18 protein-coding genes are annotated in these 20036 nt (G+C 61.1%); 5 read left to right on the top strand and 13 right to left on the bottom strand.

Features of this window, described 5'->3' with window-relative positions; all coding sequences use genetic code 11:
* Positions 1-102 precede the first annotated feature (102 nt).
* Together ACZO0A_RS09160 and ACZO0A_RS09155 are read right to left on the bottom strand one after the other, a co-directional pair.
* Positions 103-318 (bottom strand): hypothetical protein, encoded by a 216-nt coding sequence (locus ACZO0A_RS09160; protein WP_291210024.1) that lies wholly within the window; start codon positions 316-318, stop codon positions 103-105.
* A 71-nt stretch (positions 319-389) separates the two neighbouring features.
* Positions 390-845: a nucleoside recognition domain-containing protein gene (locus ACZO0A_RS09155; RefSeq protein WP_302376335.1), complete on the bottom strand. Its 456-nt coding sequence runs from the start codon at positions 843-845 to the stop codon at positions 390-392.
* 7 nt (positions 846-852) lie between these two features.
* On the opposite strand from ACZO0A_RS09155, the gene ACZO0A_RS09150 reads away from it, so the two are divergent.
* Positions 853-981: a hypothetical protein gene (locus tag ACZO0A_RS09150; RefSeq protein WP_302376336.1), complete on the top strand. Its 129-nt coding sequence runs from the start codon at positions 853-855 to the stop codon at positions 979-981.
* Between the two features lie 62 nt (positions 982-1043).
* Here the strand turns inward: ACZO0A_RS09150 and ACZO0A_RS09145 are convergent, their stop codons facing one another.
* The 7 genes from ACZO0A_RS09145 to larE are packed head-to-tail and all read right to left on the bottom strand — an operon-like array spanning position 1044 to position 7454.
* Complete coding sequence (locus tag ACZO0A_RS09145; protein ID WP_302376337.1) at positions 1044-1925, bottom strand: DUF362 domain-containing protein; 882 nt, start codon at positions 1923-1925, stop codon at positions 1044-1046.
* A 33-nt stretch (positions 1926-1958) separates the two neighbouring features.
* Positions 1959-2702, bottom strand: coding sequence for an energy-coupling factor ABC transporter ATP-binding protein (locus ACZO0A_RS09140; RefSeq protein WP_302376339.1), 744 nt, complete (start codon positions 2700-2702; stop codon positions 1959-1961).
* A gap of 12 nt (positions 2703-2714) precedes the next feature.
* On the bottom strand, positions 2715-3521 hold the full coding sequence (cbiQ, locus tag ACZO0A_RS09135; protein ID WP_302376340.1) for a cobalt ECF transporter T component CbiQ: 807 nt from the start codon (positions 3519-3521) through the stop codon (positions 2715-2717).
* The gene (locus tag ACZO0A_RS09130; protein ID WP_302376342.1) at positions 3496-4512 is read right to left on the bottom strand and encodes an energy-coupling factor ABC transporter permease; all 1017 of its coding nucleotides are present in this window, start codon (positions 4510-4512) and stop codon (positions 3496-3498) included. The genes cbiQ and ACZO0A_RS09130 overlap by 26 nt, the downstream gene beginning before the upstream one ends.
* Positions 4513-4515: 3 nt before the next feature.
* Positions 4516-5838: a nickel pincer cofactor biosynthesis protein LarC gene (gene larC, locus ACZO0A_RS09125; protein WP_486846238.1), complete on the bottom strand. Its 1323-nt coding sequence runs from the start codon at positions 5836-5838 to the stop codon at positions 4516-4518.
* 3 nt (positions 5839-5841) lie between these two features.
* Positions 5842-6594 carry a nickel pincer cofactor biosynthesis protein LarB gene (gene larB, locus ACZO0A_RS09120; protein WP_291231791.1) on the bottom strand — a complete coding sequence of 251 codons (753 nt, stop codon included), beginning with the start codon at positions 6592-6594 and terminating at the stop codon, positions 5842-5844.
* A 59-nt stretch (positions 6595-6653) separates the two neighbouring features.
* A complete protein-coding gene (larE, locus tag ACZO0A_RS09115; protein ID WP_291231792.1) occupies positions 6654-7454 on the bottom strand; it encodes an ATP-dependent sacrificial sulfur transferase LarE in 801 nt (266 codons plus the stop codon).
* Positions 7455-7595: 141 nt separating this feature from the next.
* Here larE and ACZO0A_RS09110 point away from each other — a divergent pair, with 141 nt between their 5' ends.
* Complete coding sequence (locus ACZO0A_RS09110) at positions 7596-8240, top strand: DNA-3-methyladenine glycosylase family protein (protein ID WP_486846236.1); 645 nt, start codon at positions 7596-7598, stop codon at positions 8238-8240.
* Positions 8241-8388: 148 nt separating this feature from the next.
* Here ACZO0A_RS09110 and ACZO0A_RS09105 read toward each other — a convergent pair whose 3' ends face one another.
* The 4 genes from ACZO0A_RS09105 to ACZO0A_RS09090 all read right to left on the bottom strand — a co-directional run bounded on the left by ACZO0A_RS09105 (position 8389) and on the right by ACZO0A_RS09090 (position 12702).
* Entirely contained in the window at positions 8389-9453 is a 1065-nt protein-coding gene (locus ACZO0A_RS09105) for a hypothetical protein (RefSeq protein ID WP_291210005.1), read from the bottom strand.
* A 3-nt stretch (positions 9454-9456) separates the two neighbouring features.
* The gene (locus ACZO0A_RS09100; protein WP_337808344.1) at positions 9457-10074 is read right to left on the bottom strand and encodes a TM1812 family CRISPR-associated protein; all 618 of its coding nucleotides are present in this window, start codon (positions 10072-10074) and stop codon (positions 9457-9459) included.
* A 116-nt stretch (positions 10075-10190) separates the two neighbouring features.
* Entirely contained in the window at positions 10191-11237 is a 1047-nt protein-coding gene (locus ACZO0A_RS09095) for a hypothetical protein (RefSeq protein WP_291231796.1), read from the bottom strand.
* Between the two features lie 124 nt (positions 11238-11361).
* A complete protein-coding gene (locus tag ACZO0A_RS09090) occupies positions 11362-12702 on the bottom strand; it encodes a zinc ribbon domain-containing protein (protein WP_291231797.1) in 1341 nt (446 codons plus the stop codon).
* Between the two features lie 373 nt (positions 12703-13075).
* Here ACZO0A_RS09090 and ACZO0A_RS09085 point away from each other — a divergent pair, with 373 nt between their 5' ends.
* The 3 genes from ACZO0A_RS09085 (at position 13076) to ACZO0A_RS09075 (ending at position 20002) form a co-directional block, all read left to right on the top strand.
* Positions 13076-15256 carry a protein phosphatase 2C domain-containing protein gene (locus tag ACZO0A_RS09085; RefSeq protein WP_486846233.1) on the top strand — a complete coding sequence of 727 codons (2181 nt, stop codon included), beginning with the start codon at positions 13076-13078 and terminating at the stop codon, positions 15254-15256.
* Between the two features lie 160 nt (positions 15257-15416).
* Entirely contained in the window at positions 15417-17297 is a 1881-nt protein-coding gene (locus ACZO0A_RS09080) for a serine/threonine-protein kinase (RefSeq protein WP_302376357.1), read from the top strand.
* 5 nt (positions 17298-17302) lie between these two features.
* Positions 17303-20002, top strand: a complete 2700-nt coding sequence (locus ACZO0A_RS09075; protein ID WP_302376359.1) for a serine/threonine-protein kinase — start codon at positions 17303-17305, stop codon at positions 20000-20002.
* The last annotated feature ends 34 nt before the right edge of the window (positions 20003-20036 follow it).

Here is a 20036-nt window from a genome sequence, read left to right as displayed (position 1 = left end):
TCCGGCGTGCCGCCCCCTGCAACAGCGCGATAACACAAAAACACCCCCAGTCGGGTACATGCATCACGCGTTCCCGACCGGGGGCTATTTCATTCTCTTATCTTACCGATTCCAAATATTATTTTCCAAATCTTTCAATCGGCTCTGGTACTCAGCCATCCGCTTGTCGGCCTTGCCGTCGCCGTCTGGAAAACTGATGAGGTAACCGTTCGGCGTGTCGTGAAAGCCAATTTCCCCGGTCAGGCCACAGATATCGGAAACCTTGAGCAGCGTGTGGAAATCATACTGCATGGCGCTGATGGAAAGTGTCTTGTTCATAGCCGACTCCTACCTTGTAAAATCATTTCTCTGATTATACCGCAGCCGGCGCAAAAATGCAAATGGACTTTTTACCAAATCAGCAGCCCGATGTGGTAGAATACGCAGCTGATGGCCAGCGAGAACGCCACATAATACCCGATGGACAGCACGATCCACTTGGCAGAGTGGTTCTCGCGGTAGATCGCGGCTACGGTCATGGTGCAGGGCACATTAAAGACGATGGCCATGATAAAGCCCAGCGCCCGCGCTTTGCTGATGACCTGCGGCAGCAGGATAGCCAGACTCTCGCTGACGCCGACGGACTTGGCGTTGAAGGCGGCGGCCGCCACATCGCTGTTGCTGTACAGCGCGTTGATGACACCCAGCAGTGATTCCTTCGTCAACATGGACGACAGGTATGCCATGAACATCTGCCATGTCATTCCAAAGAACTCCGTCACCGGCGAAATGACCGCGCCGATTTGCGTCAGCAGGCTGTCCCCGCCGCCCCAGGGGTAAGATAGCAGGTAGAACACGATGGACACGGCGTAGATGACCGTGAACGCGCGCCAGTGCGGGTACGTGAACCAGGGCCGTTTTGCCGGGGTGTTCTACGAGAAATATCACGTAAAACCGTTGGATTACCGTCGCCAGACACGATTGCAGACAAACGAAACATAAACGCAAAAATTCCCCGGCGCAATGCGTCGGGGGATGCATTATTTTATGCGGCAGGGGGGGGGTTACACGCGCACCAGCTCGTACTCTTTGCTGCCAATGCCCAGCTCGGCGGCGGTATCGATGGTGTGGGTACCGTGGCGGCTGTTGACGCGCTCCATAAAGTGGTCGCGGCCGGGGTCGTTGCTGTTCATGACTAGGTCCACGCAGGCACGGTCCAGCGCAACGGGATCCAGGCTGGACAAAATGCCCACGTCGTCCATGCAGGGGTCCTCGGCCACGGCGCAGCAGTCGCAGTCAACGGACAGGTTCTTCATCACGGCCACATAGGCAATCTTGCCCGCAAAGTGCTTGGCTACGGTGGAAGCGGCGTCGGCCATAGCCTCCAGGAAGGTATCCTGCGGGGCGCAGTTCTCCCACAGCACGTTCTGGTCGGTGACCTTGCCGCCGGAGTGGATGTAGGTCTTACCCGCGCTGGATGCGCAGCCGATGGACAGCTGCTTCAGCGCACCGCCGTAGCCGCCCATGGGGTGACCCTTAAAGTGGATAAGAACCAACATACTGTCGTAGTTTTCAATATTCTTGCCCAGGTAGTTGACCTTCAGCACCTTGCCGTTCTCGACCGGCCACTCCACGTCGGGGCCTTCGGCGTCCATGATGTCCACGTCAAAAAGGTCGCTCCAGTGGTGTTTTTTCATCAGCTCGATGTGCTTGGGGGTTTCGTTGCGAGCACCGCCGTAAGCGGTGTTGCACTCGACCACGGTGCCATGCACGGCGTCGATGACCGGCTTCATGAACTCAGGGTGCAGGTAGTTTTGGTTGCCGTCCTCGCCGCTGTGAACCTTGACGGCGACTTTGCCGGGTAGTTCCACGCCCAGCTGCTTATACATTTTCACGACCGCCTCCGGCGTGAGCTCGTTGGTAAAGTAAACGGTGGATTTAGACATGATAAGGTCCTCCTTTTAAAAATAGGAACGTGATTAAAAATCCCGCTGCCACCTCAACGGCAACTCCAATTCGCACCTTTCTAACAACGCTTTATCGCGCAAAATCTCCCGCGCGGGGCCGTCGGCGGCGAGCTGGCCGTGGTGCAGAAGCAGCACCCGGTCGCAGGTGTCGTAGATGAAATCCAGGTCGTGGGACGCAATCAGCTTCGCGCAGGGCAGCGCGTTCAAAATGCCGATGAGCGCCCGCCGGTTGCGGGGGTCCAGCGCCGCGGACGGCTCGTCCATCAGGATCAGCGCGGGGTCCAACGTCAGGATGCCCGCGATGGACGCGAGCTTCTTTTGACCGCCGGAAAGCCGGTACACCGGCCGATCGGCGCAGTGCTCCATGTGGACGGCGGCCAGCGCACGCCGGGTGCGGGCGGCGACTTCCTCGGGCGGATAGCCGTAATTCTCGGCGGCAAAGGCTACATCGGCCCGCACGGTGGGCATAAAAAGCTGGCTGTCGGAATCCTGGAAGATGTACCCGACTTTTCGGCGTATTTCCGCCAGATTTTTGCGTTCCATCGGCAGACCGCCAACGGTCAGTGCCCCCGCCTGTATCGGCAGGATGCCCACAAGGATTTTCAGCAGCGTGGATTTGCCCACACCGTTGCAGCCCACCAGCCCAACGCGCTCGCCCGGCGCGACGGCAAAGGTCAGCGCGTCCAGCACTTTCTCCCCGGGCAGCCCGCCCTCATACCGGAAGGAGAGGTCTTGCAATTCTAAAATTGGTGTCATGATGCTCTCCTTTCAAAAAAGTTGGCCGAGAAGTTCAAAAATGGGGATGACGCGGAAGAGGATGCAATACATAAGCGTTGCAACAAAGAAAACCGTGCCTGCGGCGCTGCCCTTCTGCGGTTGCCGGGTAGGGGCGGGGTCGTCGCGCCACCCATACCCCCTTAACATCATACTCTCATACACCAGCTGCGCCCGATCCACACTCCGCAATAGCAGCTGCCCCAGCAGTGAACCCCAGGCGCGGAAATGGATGCCCTTCTCCCCCGGTGCACGCAGGGCGTAGGCCGTCGAGATTCGGTTCCCCTCCTGCAGAAGCAGCACAATATAACGATAGGTCAACAAAATTGTCGTCACCAGCACCCGGGGGATATGCAGCTGGCGCAGCGCGGCGCAGACCCGCTCCATGCCGGTGGTGGCAATCAGCAGGTAGACCGCCAGAAAGCAGAGCACCCCCTTGACCACCAGCACCAGCAGCGTGACCGCCCCGCCGGACAGCACGACCGGCCCCAGGGTCAGCACCGGTGCACGGTCAAAAAACAGGTTGGCGATGCCCACCAGCACCAGCAGCGCCACGACAGCCCAACACTGCTGCAGCGTTTTAACAATCGATAGATCGTCGATTTCATACAGTAGTATCGGCCACAGCGCCATGCCCAGCAGCCCAGTCAAGGCGTATTTTTGGAACGATAGGGTCACACACAGATAGACTAAAACCGCCAGCAGTTTGGGCAGCGGCGGCAGCCGGGTCAGAGCCGTGCCGCGGGCGGCCAAATCGTCCAGCCGGTGGACATTTTTAATCGCGCGATGCAGACGATCCATGTCGCTGTGCCGCCTTTTTCAGGATTTTGCCCAGCACGACCACCGCCGCCAGCACGACGGCAGCGCCAATCAAACCGGCGGCCGAGGCCCCTGCGGCGCTTTCCGACCCGGTTAAATTGTAGTCAGGCAGCAGCGCGGTCAGGCTTTGGATGTGGGCAAAAAACGCCTGCACCGGGCCACCGGCGTCCAGTTCAGTGCTGCCGGTTATGCGCTGCAGCGACCATTCCAGCCCATCGGGGAAGGCCGACGCGAACAGCGACAGCACCCCCGCCGTCATCGCCGCCGCCACGGCCACAATGCCCAGCGTGCGGCGCAGCGTCAGCGGCTGCTTTGCCTCGTCGATAGTCTGGGTCTGCCACAGAAGTGCGGGCCGGGCCTGCTGCAAAAACACCAGCACCGCCGCTGTGATGGCCCCTTCCACCAGGCCAATCGCCAGGTGAATGGGCTGCATTGCCAGCAAAAACGCGGTGAAGGGCAGCTCGGTGATGCCACTTGCCAGCGTCTCCACCGAGACGGACAGCGCGCCCATTTGCAGGGTCAGCACGCAGCCTAAGAGCGACGCAACGACGATTTTGCGCTTGGAAATTCCGCGCTGCATCATCGCTTTCCAGAGCAGACCGCCCACAAAGCAGCCGTAGAACGCCATGTTCCAGACGTTCGCGCCCAGCGCCATCAGGCCGCCGTCGGCGAACAGCAGGCATTGGATGAGTAGCACGCCGATCATCGTCAAAAACGCCGCATACGGCCCCACAATGGCCGTCAGCAGCATACCGCCGCAGAGGTGGCCCGACGACCCGGTGCCGGGAATCGTGAAGTTTATCATCTGCGCCGCAAAAACGAACGCGCCCATGACGCCCATGGTGGGGATGATTTTATCCGTTGTGTCGCGGTTTTGCTCCAGCTTGTGTACGCTGTGCACGGTTGCGACCGCCGAGGCCGCATACATCACCCCGGCCACACCGGGGGAAAGCAACGCATCTGCCATGTGCATAATTCAATTCTCCATTTCTTTTGTATCAAGTTCCTTTAAAATCGTTCGGCAGGCATCCTGGTAGTTACAGCCCTGCTCGCGGCAGAGCTGGCGCACGCTCTCGTACTCGGGGTAGCAGCGGATGTGCACGGCGTCGCCCTTGGCGGGAACCTCGCACTCCTTGACCTGCACGCTGCCCAGGCTCGTCTGCACGGTGCGCAGGCGGCGTTTCAGCACGCAACGCTCCATTTTTACACGGCGGATGCCGATGGTGGTCGTCTCGGAAAAAATAATTTGCTCCATGGCGGCGGCGTCCTCCGGTAGGCAGAGCACCGCCAAAAGATACGCGGGGCGGTTCTTTTTCATGTAGACCGGCGTGTAGTACACGTCCCGAGCCCCTGCGGCCATCAGCCGCTCCATCACGTAACCCAGGGCCTCGCCGGTGCAGTCGTCGATGTTGGTTTCCAGTTTGCAGATGGTGTCCTGCGCGTCGCCGTCCGCAGCGCTGTGGGGGTGGATGAGCATGGCCCGCACAAAGCCGGGCAGCTCCTGCTCGCGCTTGCCTGCGCCCAGGCCGATCTTTTCCACGGTGAACGCGATGGGCAGCGTCTCGCTGGTGCGGATGGCCGCCGCAATGGCCGCGCCGGTGGGAGTCACGTACTCGCCCCGGGCGGTGGTGATGTGCAGGTTCAGGTGCTCGGCTGCCGCAATGTTGACGACGGCCGGCACCGGGATGGGCAGCACGCCGTGGGCGCAGCGGATGGTGCCGGTGCCCTCATAGAGGATCGGCAGGATGACTTCCTCAATGCCCAGGTTGTCCAGGCAGACGGCGGCAGCGGTGATATCCACGATGGAATCCACCGCGCCGACCTCGTGGAAATGCACGGTTTCTAGCGTTGCACCGTGGGCTTTTGCTTCGGCCCTGCCCAAAATCGTGAAGATGTGCTCGGCCAGCTCCCGCGCCCGGGGCGTCAAATCTGCACAGGAGAGGATATCGAGGATTTCCGCCAACCCGCGGTGCTCGTGATGATGATGGTGGTCGCCGCGGGCATGGTCATGGTCATGGTGATGTTCATGCATATGGCAATGTGCGTGGTCGTCGCCGTAGAGGTACGCCATGTCGTGGTCGTGGTTCTCGTGGGCGGCGTCCAACACCACGTCAAAATCGCAGGCGTCCAGCCCGGATTTTTTGACACGAGATATTTTGATGTCAAATCCGTCCAGCGGCAGGCTGGCCAGCGCCTTGCGCAGCACAGCCTCGTCCGCGCCCAAGTCCAGCAGGGCGGCGGTGAACATATCACCGCTCAGGCCAGAGTTGCACTCTAAATATAACGTTCGTTTGTTCATTTTTTACTCCTTCGCGCCCAGTGCCAGGCGGTTGATCTGGGTTGCCAAGTAGCCCGCGCCGTAGCCGTTATCAATGTTGACGGTGGCAATGCCGTTGGCGCAGGAGTTGATCATCGTCAGCAGGGCCGACACGCCGCCGAAGGACGCGCCGTACCCCACCGAGGTGGGCACCGCAATGACCGGGTTTTGCACCAGCCCGCCAATGACGCTGGCAAGTGCGCCCTCCATGCCCGCCACGGCCACAACGCAGTTGGCGGCCTGGATTGGCTCCAGGTTCGCCAGCAGGCGGTGCAGCCCGCTGACGCCGACGTCGTAGACGCGGGTGACTTTGCTGCCGAAGAACTCGGCGGTCTGGGCGGCTTCCTCGGCCACGGCAATGTCCGCCGTGCCTGCGGTGCAGACGGCAATATTGCCGTGTAACGGTTTATTGTGCTTTTCCAGTTTCAACAGGCGGCTGATGGGGTCATAGGTCGCGCCGGGGCAGGCGGCCTGCACCAGCGCGGCCTGGGCGGGTGTGGCGCGGGTGCCCAGCACTTCGCCTTCCTCAGCAGCCAGCCGTTGGAAGATACCGACGAGGTAGTCGTCAGCCTTGCCGCTGCAAAAAACGACCTCGGCAAAGCCGGACCGCAGCCGCCGGTGGGTGTCGAGCTTGGCGTAGCCCAGTTCCTCAAACGGCGCGCGGCGGAAGTATTGTTCCGCCTCCTCCACGCTCACCGCGCCGTCGCGAACCTGTTCCAGAATGTGTTTGGTGTCCATGGTTTGTCCTTTCGTGAGATTGGAGAGCAGGGTAGGGGATTGGCTTTTCGGACGCTCTCTTACTTTTTAACCCCCAACGTCTCGTTCATGCTCCCCATCCTATATCCCTGCAGATCCATCGTCACATAGGTAAAACCAAACTTTTTAAACGCTGTAACGATTTCTTCCCGGTGTTCCAGCAGCTTCTCAAACTCTGCGGGCAGCACCTCGATACGCGCCATTTTGCCGTGGATGCGCACCCGCAGCTGGTGGAACCCTAAATCCAAAAGCAGCTGCTCAGCCTTGTCCACCATGTCCAATTTTTCCTCGGTAATTTCCTCGCCGTAGACGAACCGCGACGACAGGCAGGCAAAGGACTGTTTGTCCCAGGTGGGCAGCCCCAGCTGGCGGGAGTAGTTGCGAATCTCTTGCTTCGTCAGGCCGACATGGCGCAAGGGACTGGTCACGTGCAGCTCGGCTACGGCCTGCAAGCCAGGGCGGTAGTCGCCATTGTCGTCCATGTTGGAACCCTCTGCCACATACAGAACACCGTTTTCCTTCGCTAACGCGATGATTTTTTCAAACAATTCATGCTTGCACAGGTAGCAGCGGTTCTTGGGATTGTGGGAGAAACCCTCGATTTGCAGTTCCTCAGACTCCACAATAAAGTGACGGATTCCTTCCTTTTTGCAGAACGCCGTTGCCTCGTCCAACTCCCGCTTGGGAAAAGAACAGCTCCGCGCGGTCACGGCAATAGCATTGTCGCCCAGCGTGTCGTGCGCTACCTTTAATAAGAATGTGGAATCCACACCGCTGGAAAAGGCCACCGCCACGCTGCCCAGCTCCCGCAGATACTGCCGGAGTGCTTCCAATTTGTCCATCTATGTTCAGCCTCGCTTTTCGACGATTTTCTATACACAAAGCATACCATTGAAGTGGGGTCTAATGTCAAGAGGAAACCGCAATTTTGTTTGGATTTTTCGCCCGGCTGTGGTATAATTTTGGAAAAAGGGGGCAGCGAAATGTACTTTGCCTACGGCACCAAAGAGACGGACTATTTAAGCCGCAAGGACAAGCGGCTAGCGGCGGCCATCGCGCAGATCGGGCCGATTGAGCGCGAGGTGGATACCGACCTGTTTGCGGCGGTCGTGCATCACATCATCGGGCAGCAGATTTCGATGAAAGCGCAGGCCACCATCTGGCAGCGGATGCGGGACGCCCTGGGCACCGTGGACGCCGAGCACCTGCTGGCGGCGGGGGTGCCGCAGCTGCAACAGCTGGGCATGACCTTCCGCAAGGCGGAATACATCACGGATTTTTCACAGAAAATCCACGACGGCACGTTTGATTTGCAGGCCGTTTGGCAGATGCCAGACGACGAGGCCATCCGGGCGCTGAGCAGCTTAAAGGGCATCGGCGTCTGGACGGCGGAGATGATTTTGCTGTTTTGTATGCAGCGGCCCGATGTGTTCAGCTACGACGATTTAGCGATACAGCGCGGTTTGCGGATGCTGTACCATCACCGAAAAATTGACCGCAAGCTTTTTGAAAAGTACCGTCGCCGGTTCAGCCCCTACGGCAGCGTCGCCAGCCTCTATCTCTGGGCCATCTCCGGCGGTGCCATCCCCGGGATGCGGGACTACGCGCTAAAAAAGCCAGCCAAATAAAAAAGAAGCGGGAGCAGCTTTGTGGGAAAGCTGCTCTCGCGTTTGGGTTATGATGGGTAACGGCAAGGCCGCGCAGACGAAGCAAAGCTACACCCCCCTATATTTCGCTAAATCCGTCTTTAGCGAAATTAGACGTTGTTCTCCCCCTTCACCCCTGCATCTGCGCCATCATCTTGTGCAGCAACGCGGTGTATTGCTTACGCTGGCTGCTGACGGCGGCAGGGGTCACGTGCTGGTAGGCGGCTACGCTGCTGTCCCGCAGGGGGTGCGCCAAGGGCGTGTCCGGCAGGACGCGCAGCCGCGCGGGGTGAGCGGGGTCAAACAGGAAATCAATGTACCCGCGCACAAAAATGTGGCTCCAAAGCAAGTCCTCCTGCTTTTCCAGCAGGGCGCAGTAGCGCTCTGGCGGGAAAGTCGGCTTCGCAGCGCAGAGTGGTCCCAGCACGTCGGTGGTGAAAAACAGCCGCGGGTAATCCTTAATATCCTTGCCCGCGAACAGCGCGATCACCCGCATGGCCTCGGTGGTGCGCTCCAGGCGCAGCTGTAAATCTTCTTGCCCGGGGTCGGCCATGTCGAAGGCCGGACCGTTGTCGCCGCCGTCCTCGTTCAGCGAGAAAGTGCGCCGGGCGCTGGTGGCGTTGCGGATGAGCCGTCGCAGCGCGTCCTCGTCCAGGCCCAGGCTGTCAGCCAGTTGCTTATAAAAGGGGGCTGGCAGGCGGCGGGCGTCCAGGCCCTGCTTGTCGCACAGATCCAGCACCCGCTTCCACAGTTTACCCTCCCGGGAGGAAAGCCCAATGTCGCCCTGGTCGCGGTTGGCCTGCTTGTTGACGTTCTCGTGCAGGGTGTTACTGTAAATCGCGTCAAAATACGCCAGAAACTCCTTGCCGGAGGTGGTGTCAAACTTGGCCACGGCGGTGCGCATGGCCTGGGTGAAGGTCAGGGTGTCCAGCTTGCCTCGCAGCTGGCTGCGGCGGGTGTAGCGGGCGTCCAGCATGGCTTCCTCGTCCTGGGCCAGGGCGCTGGCGTCGGTGTTTTGCAGGCGGTGCTCGATTTTCTGTAAGAAGTTTTTAAACTCAAACACCAACAGATACAGGCTCTGCCACTCGCGGTTGTGCTGCAGGCGCTCCTCTGGCGGGTACTGCCAGATGGCGTGCGTCTCAATTTCGCGGCGCAGGGCGGCCTGTCTGGGGGTGTCTTTTTGGTAGTCCGGCATGGCTCACACCTCCCGGTCGGGGTGCAGCATCAACTTGATAAAGGCGCGTTTATCGGCAATGTCCTCCCCCGCTGCCATGTCCACGATGCCGTCCAGCGTGAACAGCGTGCTGATATCGTACTGGCGGGCGGTTTTGACCCGGCCGTTCTCGCGGGTCAGCTCGCGGTAATAGATGCCGCAAACCTCCGTATCATCGAGGATTTTCTCAGCATACCGCAGCGCCGAGGCCAGCACCAGCGGGTAAGTTTTGGTGCCGAAGGTCGCGTCGGCGTAGTAGCAGGCGTCGTCCTGCATGGCGTCTGTCAGCGTCTCGAACAGGGTCAGCAGGGCGTCGCGCTGCTGGCTTTCCGGCGTAGTTACGTCAATAAGTGTGTGGGGCGTGCCCAGGGTGTCCAGCTCGCGGCGGAACGCATCGAGGTTGTCGCTGCGGAAGCTGTTTTTCTGGCGCACGGCCAGCACTGTGATCTCGTCGCCGGGACGGGCGGTGTCGGCGATGATGGGTGTGATGGGATAGCAGGACGGCGCAGTGTAGGTTTGTTGGTAGTTGGCCGCCTGCGCCGCGTAGGGTGCGATGGCAAAATTGCTGTCCAGCGGGATAGCGGTGATGTAGATACGTTTCATAGGATGCGTCCTTTCCTGCCGTGCGCGGCAACACTTTTTTGTATTATAGCAAATTTAGGCGGGGGATTCAATGAGAAAAGGGGCGCACCCTCCCGGTGTGCCCCTTCCCTATTGGGTTACTTGCCTAACGCGGCCAGATACGCGGCGTTCTGCGCGTCGATCTGCTTTTGGAACGCGGCCACGGCGGCGGCGTAAGCGGTCTCGCGCTTGTCAGCGGCGGCCTGTGCCTCGGCGGCGGTGGCGTAGCGGGTCTCGGGCGCGGAAGCCTTGGGGGCAACGGCGGCGATCGCACTGCTGCCGACATAGCCCTTCACACCCTTGGGGCCGACGACTGTGGTGGTCGTGTTGCCGCAGGTGTCGCAAACATAGACGTTGCCCTGGCGGGTCCAGTTGTGATAACCGCACTTCTGGCAGGTGGTGTACTCGATGCCCCAGGTGCCGTTGGCAATGGCCTCATCGATCTCCTTCTGCTGCTCGGTGCGGGTATCCACAGCCGGGGTGTTGTCCTCGGTGGACGCGGCGGGCGTCTCGGTCACGACCGGCTGCGGCGCGGGGATGGTGTCGCCATCCCCAAAGACGGCGTAGAGGTTCAGGTTGTTGCCCATCTCCTCGACGTGGATGTGCCAGAACAGCTCATCGTAGCTCAGGGCCGCGGGGGTGTAGATGCTGACCCCGCCGTCCGCCGTGACCCAGTAGGCCACCGCCTTGCCGTTCACGGTGCTGGGCACCTCGCTGACGCCGCCGTCAAACACTGCATCGGTCTTGACCGCTGTGTCGTTGGCGTAGTAGTGGACGTAGGCCGTATCGCCGGTGATGGCCATAAAGTACGCGCCGGTGGTGCGGTGGGTGCCGGTGCCGTCATCGATGTCCACGCTGGGGCAGAGCCAATCATCCAGCTGGTCATAGCTGAACTGCTCGCCGGGCATGACGTGCTTGCCGTTGCACTGCCAGTACTGGGCACCCTCCGGCAGGGCGGGTGCGGTGATGGTGCCGGTATCGTCCGGGGAGAGAGACATCGTGTCGTAGCCGTCGAAGGTGAGCTGGTAGGTGTACAGGTAGCTCAGCGGCTTGCTGGACTTGGCGAAAGCAGAGACCGGCACGCTGACGGCCAGCGCGGCGACACCGAGAGTAACGGCGATGATTTTGGGAAAATGCTTTTTCATGATAAAGTTCCTTTCTATGTAGAAAATTGATGGGCGAGCACGGCCCGCCCGCGGAAACATGAGGGGCGGCGGCCTGGGGAAATTGGGCTGCCAAAGGGCGCGGCGAGGAGGCTGTGCAGATGGATTAGGCCACATTGTCCTGGTGGTTGTAGTTTTCTACGTACTTGTTCACAGCGGCGCTGTACATATCGTCCATGGTGGCGTAACCTTCGTACACCCAGCCTCTCGTGCTGCTGCCAGACTTGTACTTCTTCAAACCGGAATCAAACCGCACTTCCGTAGTAGGCTTATCATAGTCGCGCAGACCACTTACGATGTTGCCGTCGGCGTCCTTGCTGACATTCTTGAAGGTGATGTACCAGAAGTAAGAATTGTCGGCGTCGTAAGTCTCATTCAGTTCGTTCGTGTAGTTCTGGTGGACAGTCACCTGGTAAGCCAGGACGATGCGGTCTTTGTCGTACCAGTTGCTGTTGACTTTCGGTGTCAGGATGTAGTTGCCCAGGTAGGTCATGCCTTTGAAGGTTTCGTTCTCGCTATAGGTGGCAGCGGCGTAAGCCTTCATCACATCCTCCGCCTGGTTCTGCAAGCTGACCAGCACGGAATCGGAGAGCGTGTCCGCACTCGTCACGTACTCGTTCAGCCCTTCCACCGTGAAGGTCTTTTCGGTCGCCTGGGGCATCGCGCCGTACTTGTCAATGCAGTCGCTGAAATCGTCGCGATTGCTGTGGACGGTCAGGGTCACGGTGTCGCCGTTGGACAAGCCGCTGTTCTCGTCCAGGGTGTAGTACAGGCCCTGCGCCTCGGCGGCGGTGGGCAGGCTGTTGACGGTAGCGCGGCCGTCGGGAGAGATGCCGCTGAACTCCACATCCACGCCATCGAAGGCGTCAAAGGTGTTCACGCTGGCCAGGCCGGATACGGTGTAGGTGATGTCCGTGTACTTGACCTTGACGCCGAAGGCCTCCTCGGCCTCGTCGGAGTTGTCGTCCCAGGTGTAGGTGACGACGTCGCCGTTGGACAGGTTCTTGGTCTTGTCGGCGCTGCCGGTGGCGCAGGTCTCGGCGAAAAGGTCAGCCTCGTAGCCGTCATACAGGCTGGCGGTCAGGCTGCTCAGGCCGAAGGTGTCGTCCTTGAGGTTTTTCATCTGCTTTTTGAAGCGGGTGGTGATCTGCTTGCCGTAGTCCTGCTCGAGCTTGTCGGTGTCGAAGTCGATGTTCAGCTTGCCGACGGTGTTGTAGCCGTCCGCCGAGAGGGTCATATACTTACTGACATCAATGGTCGGGGTGCGGTTGGCGAACGCCCAGCCACCCGCCGCAACGACCGCCACTGCGGCGATGGAAACGAGGACCTTAGCGGGATTGTGCTTTTTCATTTTCGTATTCTCCTTTGCATTATTGACTGTGCTGCCGCAGTAGGGGCAGAAAGTGATGCCGTTCTGGATTTCTTTACCGCAATGTGTGCAGATCATGGTGTTTTTCCTCCTGTTTTGTAGCTGACAAGTGGTTTTTGCCGTGGTATAATGTGGGTAAGTTTTGCGGGGTTTTGCTTGTTTTGTTTCCTTACACCTAAGCAATAGGGGTGGGGTTTGGGAAAGTTAAGGGGAATTTTAAAATTTTTTGGGATTTTTTTGGAAAAGTTTTAAAAGGCAAGGTTTATCGCTGCCCAACACCGGGCAAAACCCCTTCAGGTCTCCCCTCACCCATCCACATCCCCCGGAATGCTGCAGGCCGGGCATGCCCGGCCCCTACATCTATACAGGACTTTAACACTATGCAATAACGGCACACGCCCTCGGGAGGGATAAATCCCTCCCCTTCAACTCTACCCAGGAGGCCCCCTTCATGCACCCCCACACCGCTACATCTGCCATCCTCCGCCGTGGACTGACCATCCGCGACTTGCAATGTCCACCTGCGGATGCCGACACGGTCACGTCCATCACTATCGACGACACCATCCGTGCGGCCAAGGGCAACTTTGGGTTCGTCTACGCCGCTACCGGCGACCGCGAGCTTTACCGGGAATGTCTCTTGGCCGAAAGCTACGCAAAAACGCAATACGTCAGCTGCGCCATCCACCTGCGCCGCGCATTTGAGCTGCTGGCCTTCTACACGGTTGGCCGGGCGCTCTGCACCGTCACACCGGGTCTGACCATGCCCGAGGCCAAGGCCCACGCCAAGCAGTTTTACGAGAGCGACCCCCGCTGCTTCAACCCCAAATTGCAGCTCTCCCTCGTGCTGGCGGGGCTGGGGTACATCGACGTCGTCTTCAATGAGCGGTTCGCTTTCTCCGACAACCCTGCCTACCCCGGCTGCAAAAAGATGGTGGACATGCTCTTCTCGCTGTACAGCGACGCGTCGGGCATGGCCCACACCGGCAGGGATGGCGGCCACCGGGACTGCAGCTGGCTTCTGCGCCGATTCTACACGGCGGCGGGAATGCTGCTGCAAGTCGATGTGCCTGCGGCGGACTTTTTCCCCGCCATGGATAGATTTTTACACAGGTACGATGCTTCTGTTGCGCCGCTCGAGAACTACTATCCCCTCTCCGCCGCCGTCTGCCGTCAGATGGACGTCTGCGCGGCGGGCGACAGCCTGCTCTGCGTCACCGATGAAGCCGCGCCTACCTTTTATATAGCGAAGCACGTCACAGACGATCCGGCCGTCGGGCGGGATATCGGCTCGCTGCAATCGCTCTGGCGCGCGTCGGAGCAGACGCCCGAGAACGTCCTGATAGACGTTGGCCCGCTGGGCACGGGCGAGGATCGCTACCACCTGTTCCGCATCGTGGGGCGGCCCTACGCGCTTTCGGCCAAGGTGCTGGCGGGCCTGAACAGCACGCAGAAGCGTCAAATTATCAACGGCATCGTGGGCAGCATCTACACGCTACACCATTTTATGCCGCCGCTGCCCCACCGGGGGCTGCGCCCGGGCTGCTACTACGTCTGCCGCCAGGGAGCGAACTGCCGCGCTGTGCTGGCGCTGTTCTCGACGATAAAGGACAATACAGCGGAAAAAACGGTCTATGGTGAGCTGAACAGTCTTTTACAGAACGTGACCGACCGTATGTACATCGCGCCGGAGCTTTCGGGCGGCGCTCGGCCCGGGGAGCTGACCAAGGCGGACATCTACTCGCTGGGGCGGCTCATCGCCTTTGTCTACACCGGCGAGCCGCGCGCCGACCTGGACGATCTGCGCATCCCCTGCGCCATGGTGGAGCTGGTGCAAAAGCTGACCGACCCCGACCCCGCGCGGCGGCCGGACATCGACGCGGTGCGGGCGCGACTGGAAAACGGCGGCGGCCAGCGCCTTGTCTATGGTGCGGCGGCCTGCCAAGGCACCCGCCCCCGGCAGGAGGATGTGCTGTTGGCTAACGGCACACTGACCGCCCGGCCGGACTACACCCTGGCCGACACAGCCCCCTGCCCGGCTGCGTTCGCAGTGCTGGATGGCATCGGCGGCGGGTACGGCGGAGCCGAGGTCGCCCACGCGGCGGCCGAAGCGCTGGACCGCGCGGCTGCCCCCTACCTGCACATGGAACTAGCCGACTACACCCAGCCCCTGGCCGCGATTTTTGCCGATGCCGAGCGGGAGACGAAGCGGTTCATGGCCGAAAACGGCTACACCCGCAGCGGTGCATCGGCGGCGCTGGTCATTGCCGCGTCGCGGGCGGTCTACACCGCAAACCTCGGCGACAGCCGTGTCTATCGGTACACCCACGGCGCACTGACCCAGCTGACCTGCGACCATCGGTTTGCCCTGGGCGGGCGGCATGAGCTGTACCAGTATTTAGGAGCCTCGGACGAGGACACAGAAATTTCCCCTACCATCGGGAAAATTGACCGTGTGGCCGGGGAGCGGCTGCTGCTGTGTACCGATGGGGTCAGCGGGAAGTTGAGTGATGAGGAACTGGCTGCAATGCTCACCGCCCACCCCGATGCCGGGGATGCGGCGGGGGCGATAATAGCTGCTGTAAAGTCTGTTGCGACGGATAATGCGACGGTTTTGGTTGTGGACCTATAATAAGCTAACACCCCGCAGCGCAAAGGTAAACAGTCGTTTTCCCGAAGGTTGCGGGCCGGGCATACCCGGTCCCTACATGGCGGTGGCGTTTTACTGTTGCAATAACGGCACCCACCCCCGGGAGAGATAAATTTTTCCCCTACACATCAACGTTGAAAAAATGGATACAAACACTTTTAACAATCTCATCTCTCAAACATGGCCCGATCTCCACGCCGCCTCCACCCTCGGCGGCGGCACCTTCGGCACAGTGTACGCCTGCACCAAAACGGACGCCGTCACCGGCGTGACACAAAAAGAGGCTGTCAAGGTCGTCCGGGTCGATTTCACGCCCGAGGACCGTGCCAACGCCGAAGAGGAAGGCATCCCCTTCGCCGACTACTACCGTGCCGTCAAGGAAAAGCGCCTGCAGGAGATCCGCTGGATGGTCGCGCTGAAAAGCCCCCACATCGTCCACATCAACGGCTACACCGCTATCGAGGAACCCGATCTCTCGGCGCTGTACATTTTGATCCGCATGGACTGCCTGACCGCGCTGGACCAGCTGCGCCCCGCTCACCTGGACGACACCCCCGAGCAGGCCGCCGCCCTGGCCGAGAAGGTCGCGCTGGATATCTGCGACGCCCTGCGGGTCTGCCACCAGAACGGCGTGCTGCACCGGGATATCAAGCCTGCCAACATCCTGTGCTCCGACGCCGGGGATTTTTATCTGGGCGACTTCGGCATTTCCAAGGGCACCGCCCAGCAGGCCAGCATGACATCGTCCGGCACGCTGGAATATGCCCCGCGGGAGGTCATGACCGGGCAGTATGACCACCGCGCCGATCTGTATTCGCTGGGGCTCGTGCTCTACGCGCTGGTCAACCACTGGCGGGGGCCGTTTCTGCCCGCGTACCCTGCGCCCATCACACCGGGCGACCGCAACCAGGCCCAGTACGCCCGGATGAACGGTACACCCCTTCCCCCGCCCGACAACTGCCCCGCCGCGCTGTGGGCCGTCATTGCGCGGCTCTGCGCCTTTAAGCCGGAGGAGCGGTTTGACTCCGCCGAGGCCGTGCTTGCGGCCCTGCGCAACCCGGGGACGCCCGCACCTGCCCAACACCGGGCACACCCCAACCTGCCCCGCATCCGCCACCCGCGCCGCCTGGCCACTGTGGTATTGGCCGCCGCTGTGGCCGTGGGTGTTGGCGTTGGGCTGTACCGCCGGCAGCAGATGACCGCCCCGGATATCTCCCTGGGGGCCGAGCGGGACAGCACCGACGCCGCCCTGGCCCAGGCCAGCGACCTGTTGCAGGGCAACGAAAACTTCATGACCGCGCACAATCTGCAGTTTTGCAGCGACCGCACCGTCACGATACCGGGCGGCGCGCTCGTCTACCTGACCGACCCGGAGAAAATCGAGAGCGACTACCCCGGCTACACCACCGCCGACGACGCCGACGTCGAGGCCGGGGATTTGACGCTGACCTTTACCGACGTGACCGCCGAGGACAACGGCGACGGCACTGTGACCTACACGATCCAGCTGACCGAGCGGGCAGACATCACCCAGCGCCGCACGCAGGATGCGCCAATTTATGGCGTAGGTGCGCGGTTTGCAACGGTGCTGCCCTTCGATGCCGCCACTGGACAGGTGTTCCCCAGCCTGACCGAGGACTGGACGCCCCACCGCGCCTACACGGTGCAGATGACCGCCACCGTGGACGGCCATACCTACGAAATGCCCATCAACCGCGACACGACCTGGCAAATGGAGAGTGCCGACGGCGACGTGGCCGCCACAGAGCAGGTGGACGACCTGCCCGGTTACGGCATGCCGGGGCTGATTCTGCGCGCCGCCTACGTGAAGCACCAGACGATTATGATTAAGGCCCCGGCTGCATCGGATTTAGGGCTTTTGGTGTGTACCGCGCCCTATGACGGCTACACCGAGGGCGATTATGAAAACACGCCTCCGGTGCAGGCATTGGCGGACACCCCGGGCTTTGCGGGGTATGATAAGTATTGGTATTTTGATTTGAACGAATTGACAAAGGAATGATCCCAATGCTCCCTCTTTCCTCCCTCATCTCCCAAAAGTGGCTCGATATCCAAATCGACGCGCCGCTCGGCAGCGGGGCGTGCGGCACGGTGTACGCCTGCACCAAAAAAAGCGCGGTCACCGGCATTGAAAGCCGCGAGGCCGTCAAGGTCGTGCGGGTGGAGTTTTCCGCTGCCGCCCACCGCCAGGCCGAGGAGGAGGGCATCCCCTTCGACGAATACTATGCCCGCATCAAGGCGGAAAAATCGCGTGAGATCGAACTTCTTGTCAACCTCAAAAGCCCGCACATCGTGCACATCAACGAGTTCGACGCCGTGGAGGAACCCGACCACAGCGCGTTTTACCTGCTCATCCGCATGGATTTGCTGCAGGCGCTCACGGCCTTCCGGGTGGACCATCTGACCGACACGCCGGAGCAGGCCGGCGCCTACGCCCGCAAGGTCACGCTGGATATCTGCGACGCACTGCGCGTCTGCCACGAAAACGGCATCTGCCACCGGGATATCAAGCCCGCCAACATTCTGTGCGGCGCCACCGGGGACTTCTACCTCGGGGATTTCGGCGTGTCGCAGTACACCGCCGCGCCGGACGCTACGCTCACGTCGTCGGGCACCGCGCGATATGCCGCGCCCGAGCAGCTGACCGGTCAAGCTGACCCCCGCAGCGATTTGTATTCCCTCGGCCTTGTGCTTTACGAGCTGACCAACCACTGGCGCGGACCGTTTTTGCCCGCCTACCCGGCCAAACTCACCGCCGAGGACCGCTACAACGCCCAGTGCAAGCGGCTGGCCGGCGGTGCCCTGCCCCCGCCCGACAACTGCCCGCCCGCGCTGGCCGCCGTCATTTTGAAACTGTGCGCCCCGGACCCGGGTGACCGTTACCAGTCCGTGCAGGAGGTGCTGGACGCGCTCTCCCCCGCCGCCGCGCCTGCGACGATGCAAAAAAAGAAGCCCCGCCGCCTGTGGATAGGCGTGGGGCTTGTGGTGGCCGCTGTGGCCGTGGCGTGGCTGACGGCGCGGGTCGGTGGGTGGAAATACTACCCCAACCCTGGCACGGTGGTGGAGACGCGGGACACTACCGTTTGGGACTACGCCCGCAAGAACGGCATCACCGTCAGCGACGCCACGCACGTTGGTTTTAACGGTGGGGCGTATAATTACCCATGCCAGACAAGCGGTTTCTATGAGTATTTTGAACCCGACGGCGTCACCGATTGGGGCGCAACACGGCTCTCCGCCACCGTGACCGGCGCGAAAAAAAGCGACCCCGACGCCGACGACAATGTGACCTATACCGTCACCTGCGCCGCCCGCGCCCGGATGGATTACACCGTCGCCGAGGGGGTCGAGCCGTTTTTGCCCGGCCTGGACCTGCGCGTATTGGAACTGATGGACCTGCGCAGCGGGTACACCTTCCCGCTGGGCAATCTGAACGGCCCGCAGGAAACCACCCCGCGCAGCGTCGAGGTCAGCGGGGACTATACGTTCAGCTACCAGGGACAGACCTTCCCGGTGCAGGTCTCCCGCACCGAGCAGTGGGAGTACACCCTGCCCGACTACACCGTCCCCGGCGCATACCAGACGCAGGTGGTCGTGTACTACGCCTACACCGTCACGGTGCCGCAGACGTTGGACAGCCTGGCGCTCTACATCGACACAACGCCCTATACCGGGTACAGCCGCACGCTGGACACGCGCTCCAAAACGCTGGACCAGGAGGACAGCTTTGCCGGATTTGAGAATTACGAGTTCTTTGCTTTGGACGATGTGGTGTCGGATTTTGCTGACCTGCCCGGCACCGAGGCCCCCGACGCGGGCAGCTACTTGGAAAAGATGGGCGCACGGTTCACCACCGAGACGAGCTTCACCGTGCCTAACGGCGCGGTGGGCTATCCCACCGACCCCTACCACGACTACGACCCCTACCAGCAGGAGAACGTTCCCGAGGACGCCGCGTTCATCTTCGGTCCCGGGGACGCGGAGGTGAGCATCACCGGCGTGACCCGCAGCGACCCCGACGCCGACGGCAGCGTGACCTACACGGTCGCTTTTGACACCACGGCCACGCTGCGCTACGCCTTTACCAAGGCCTTGCTGGACGACGGCACCATCACCGAGCTGGGCATGGGCCGCTGCTTTGCGGGCTTTGGCCTGTTGGACGCCCAGACCGGCACAGTGTTCGCCCCGCAGCAGGGCGCGGGCAACTGGCCGTGGAGCGTTCCGTACCTGGGGTACAACAGCTACACGGTCGTCATGCGCCCACAGGCCGAGGCCGACAAAAAATACAGCGACGCCCCCAGCCCCACGCGGGAGGATCCCTGCCAGCAGGTGCGCCCGCTGACAAGCTACACGCTGGACGACGGCCGCACCTGCCGCCTTGGCTTTGCCGAGGTAGGCAGCTGGGATTTTGGCGAGACGACTGGCGGCCAGGGCAATGCCAACGGCAAGACCTGGGCCCTTTTCATCAACAAAAGCACGATGCACGGCGTTTTACAGATAAAAGTGGATGCCGGGTATGACGATTTGGTGCTGTATTATAACGCCCAGGGCTTTGATGAAAATGACGCGTTTGCGTATGACCTGTGGGCCGGTGACGGCGAGGATGGGCCGCTGTATCTGGATGAATTGGGGTATTTTAAGGGGATGCAGGGGATGCGGTTTTATCGCTTGGACGAGCTGGTTTCCCTGTTCGCCGAGAAGGCGTAGGGGGCGGCATCCCAGCCCCGGGGCAAAGCTCCTT

This window comes from Gemmiger sp. (assembly GCF_057431175.1).
Note: the sequence above shows the minus strand (reverse complement) of the source record. Positions and strands in the feature narration are given on the sequence as shown.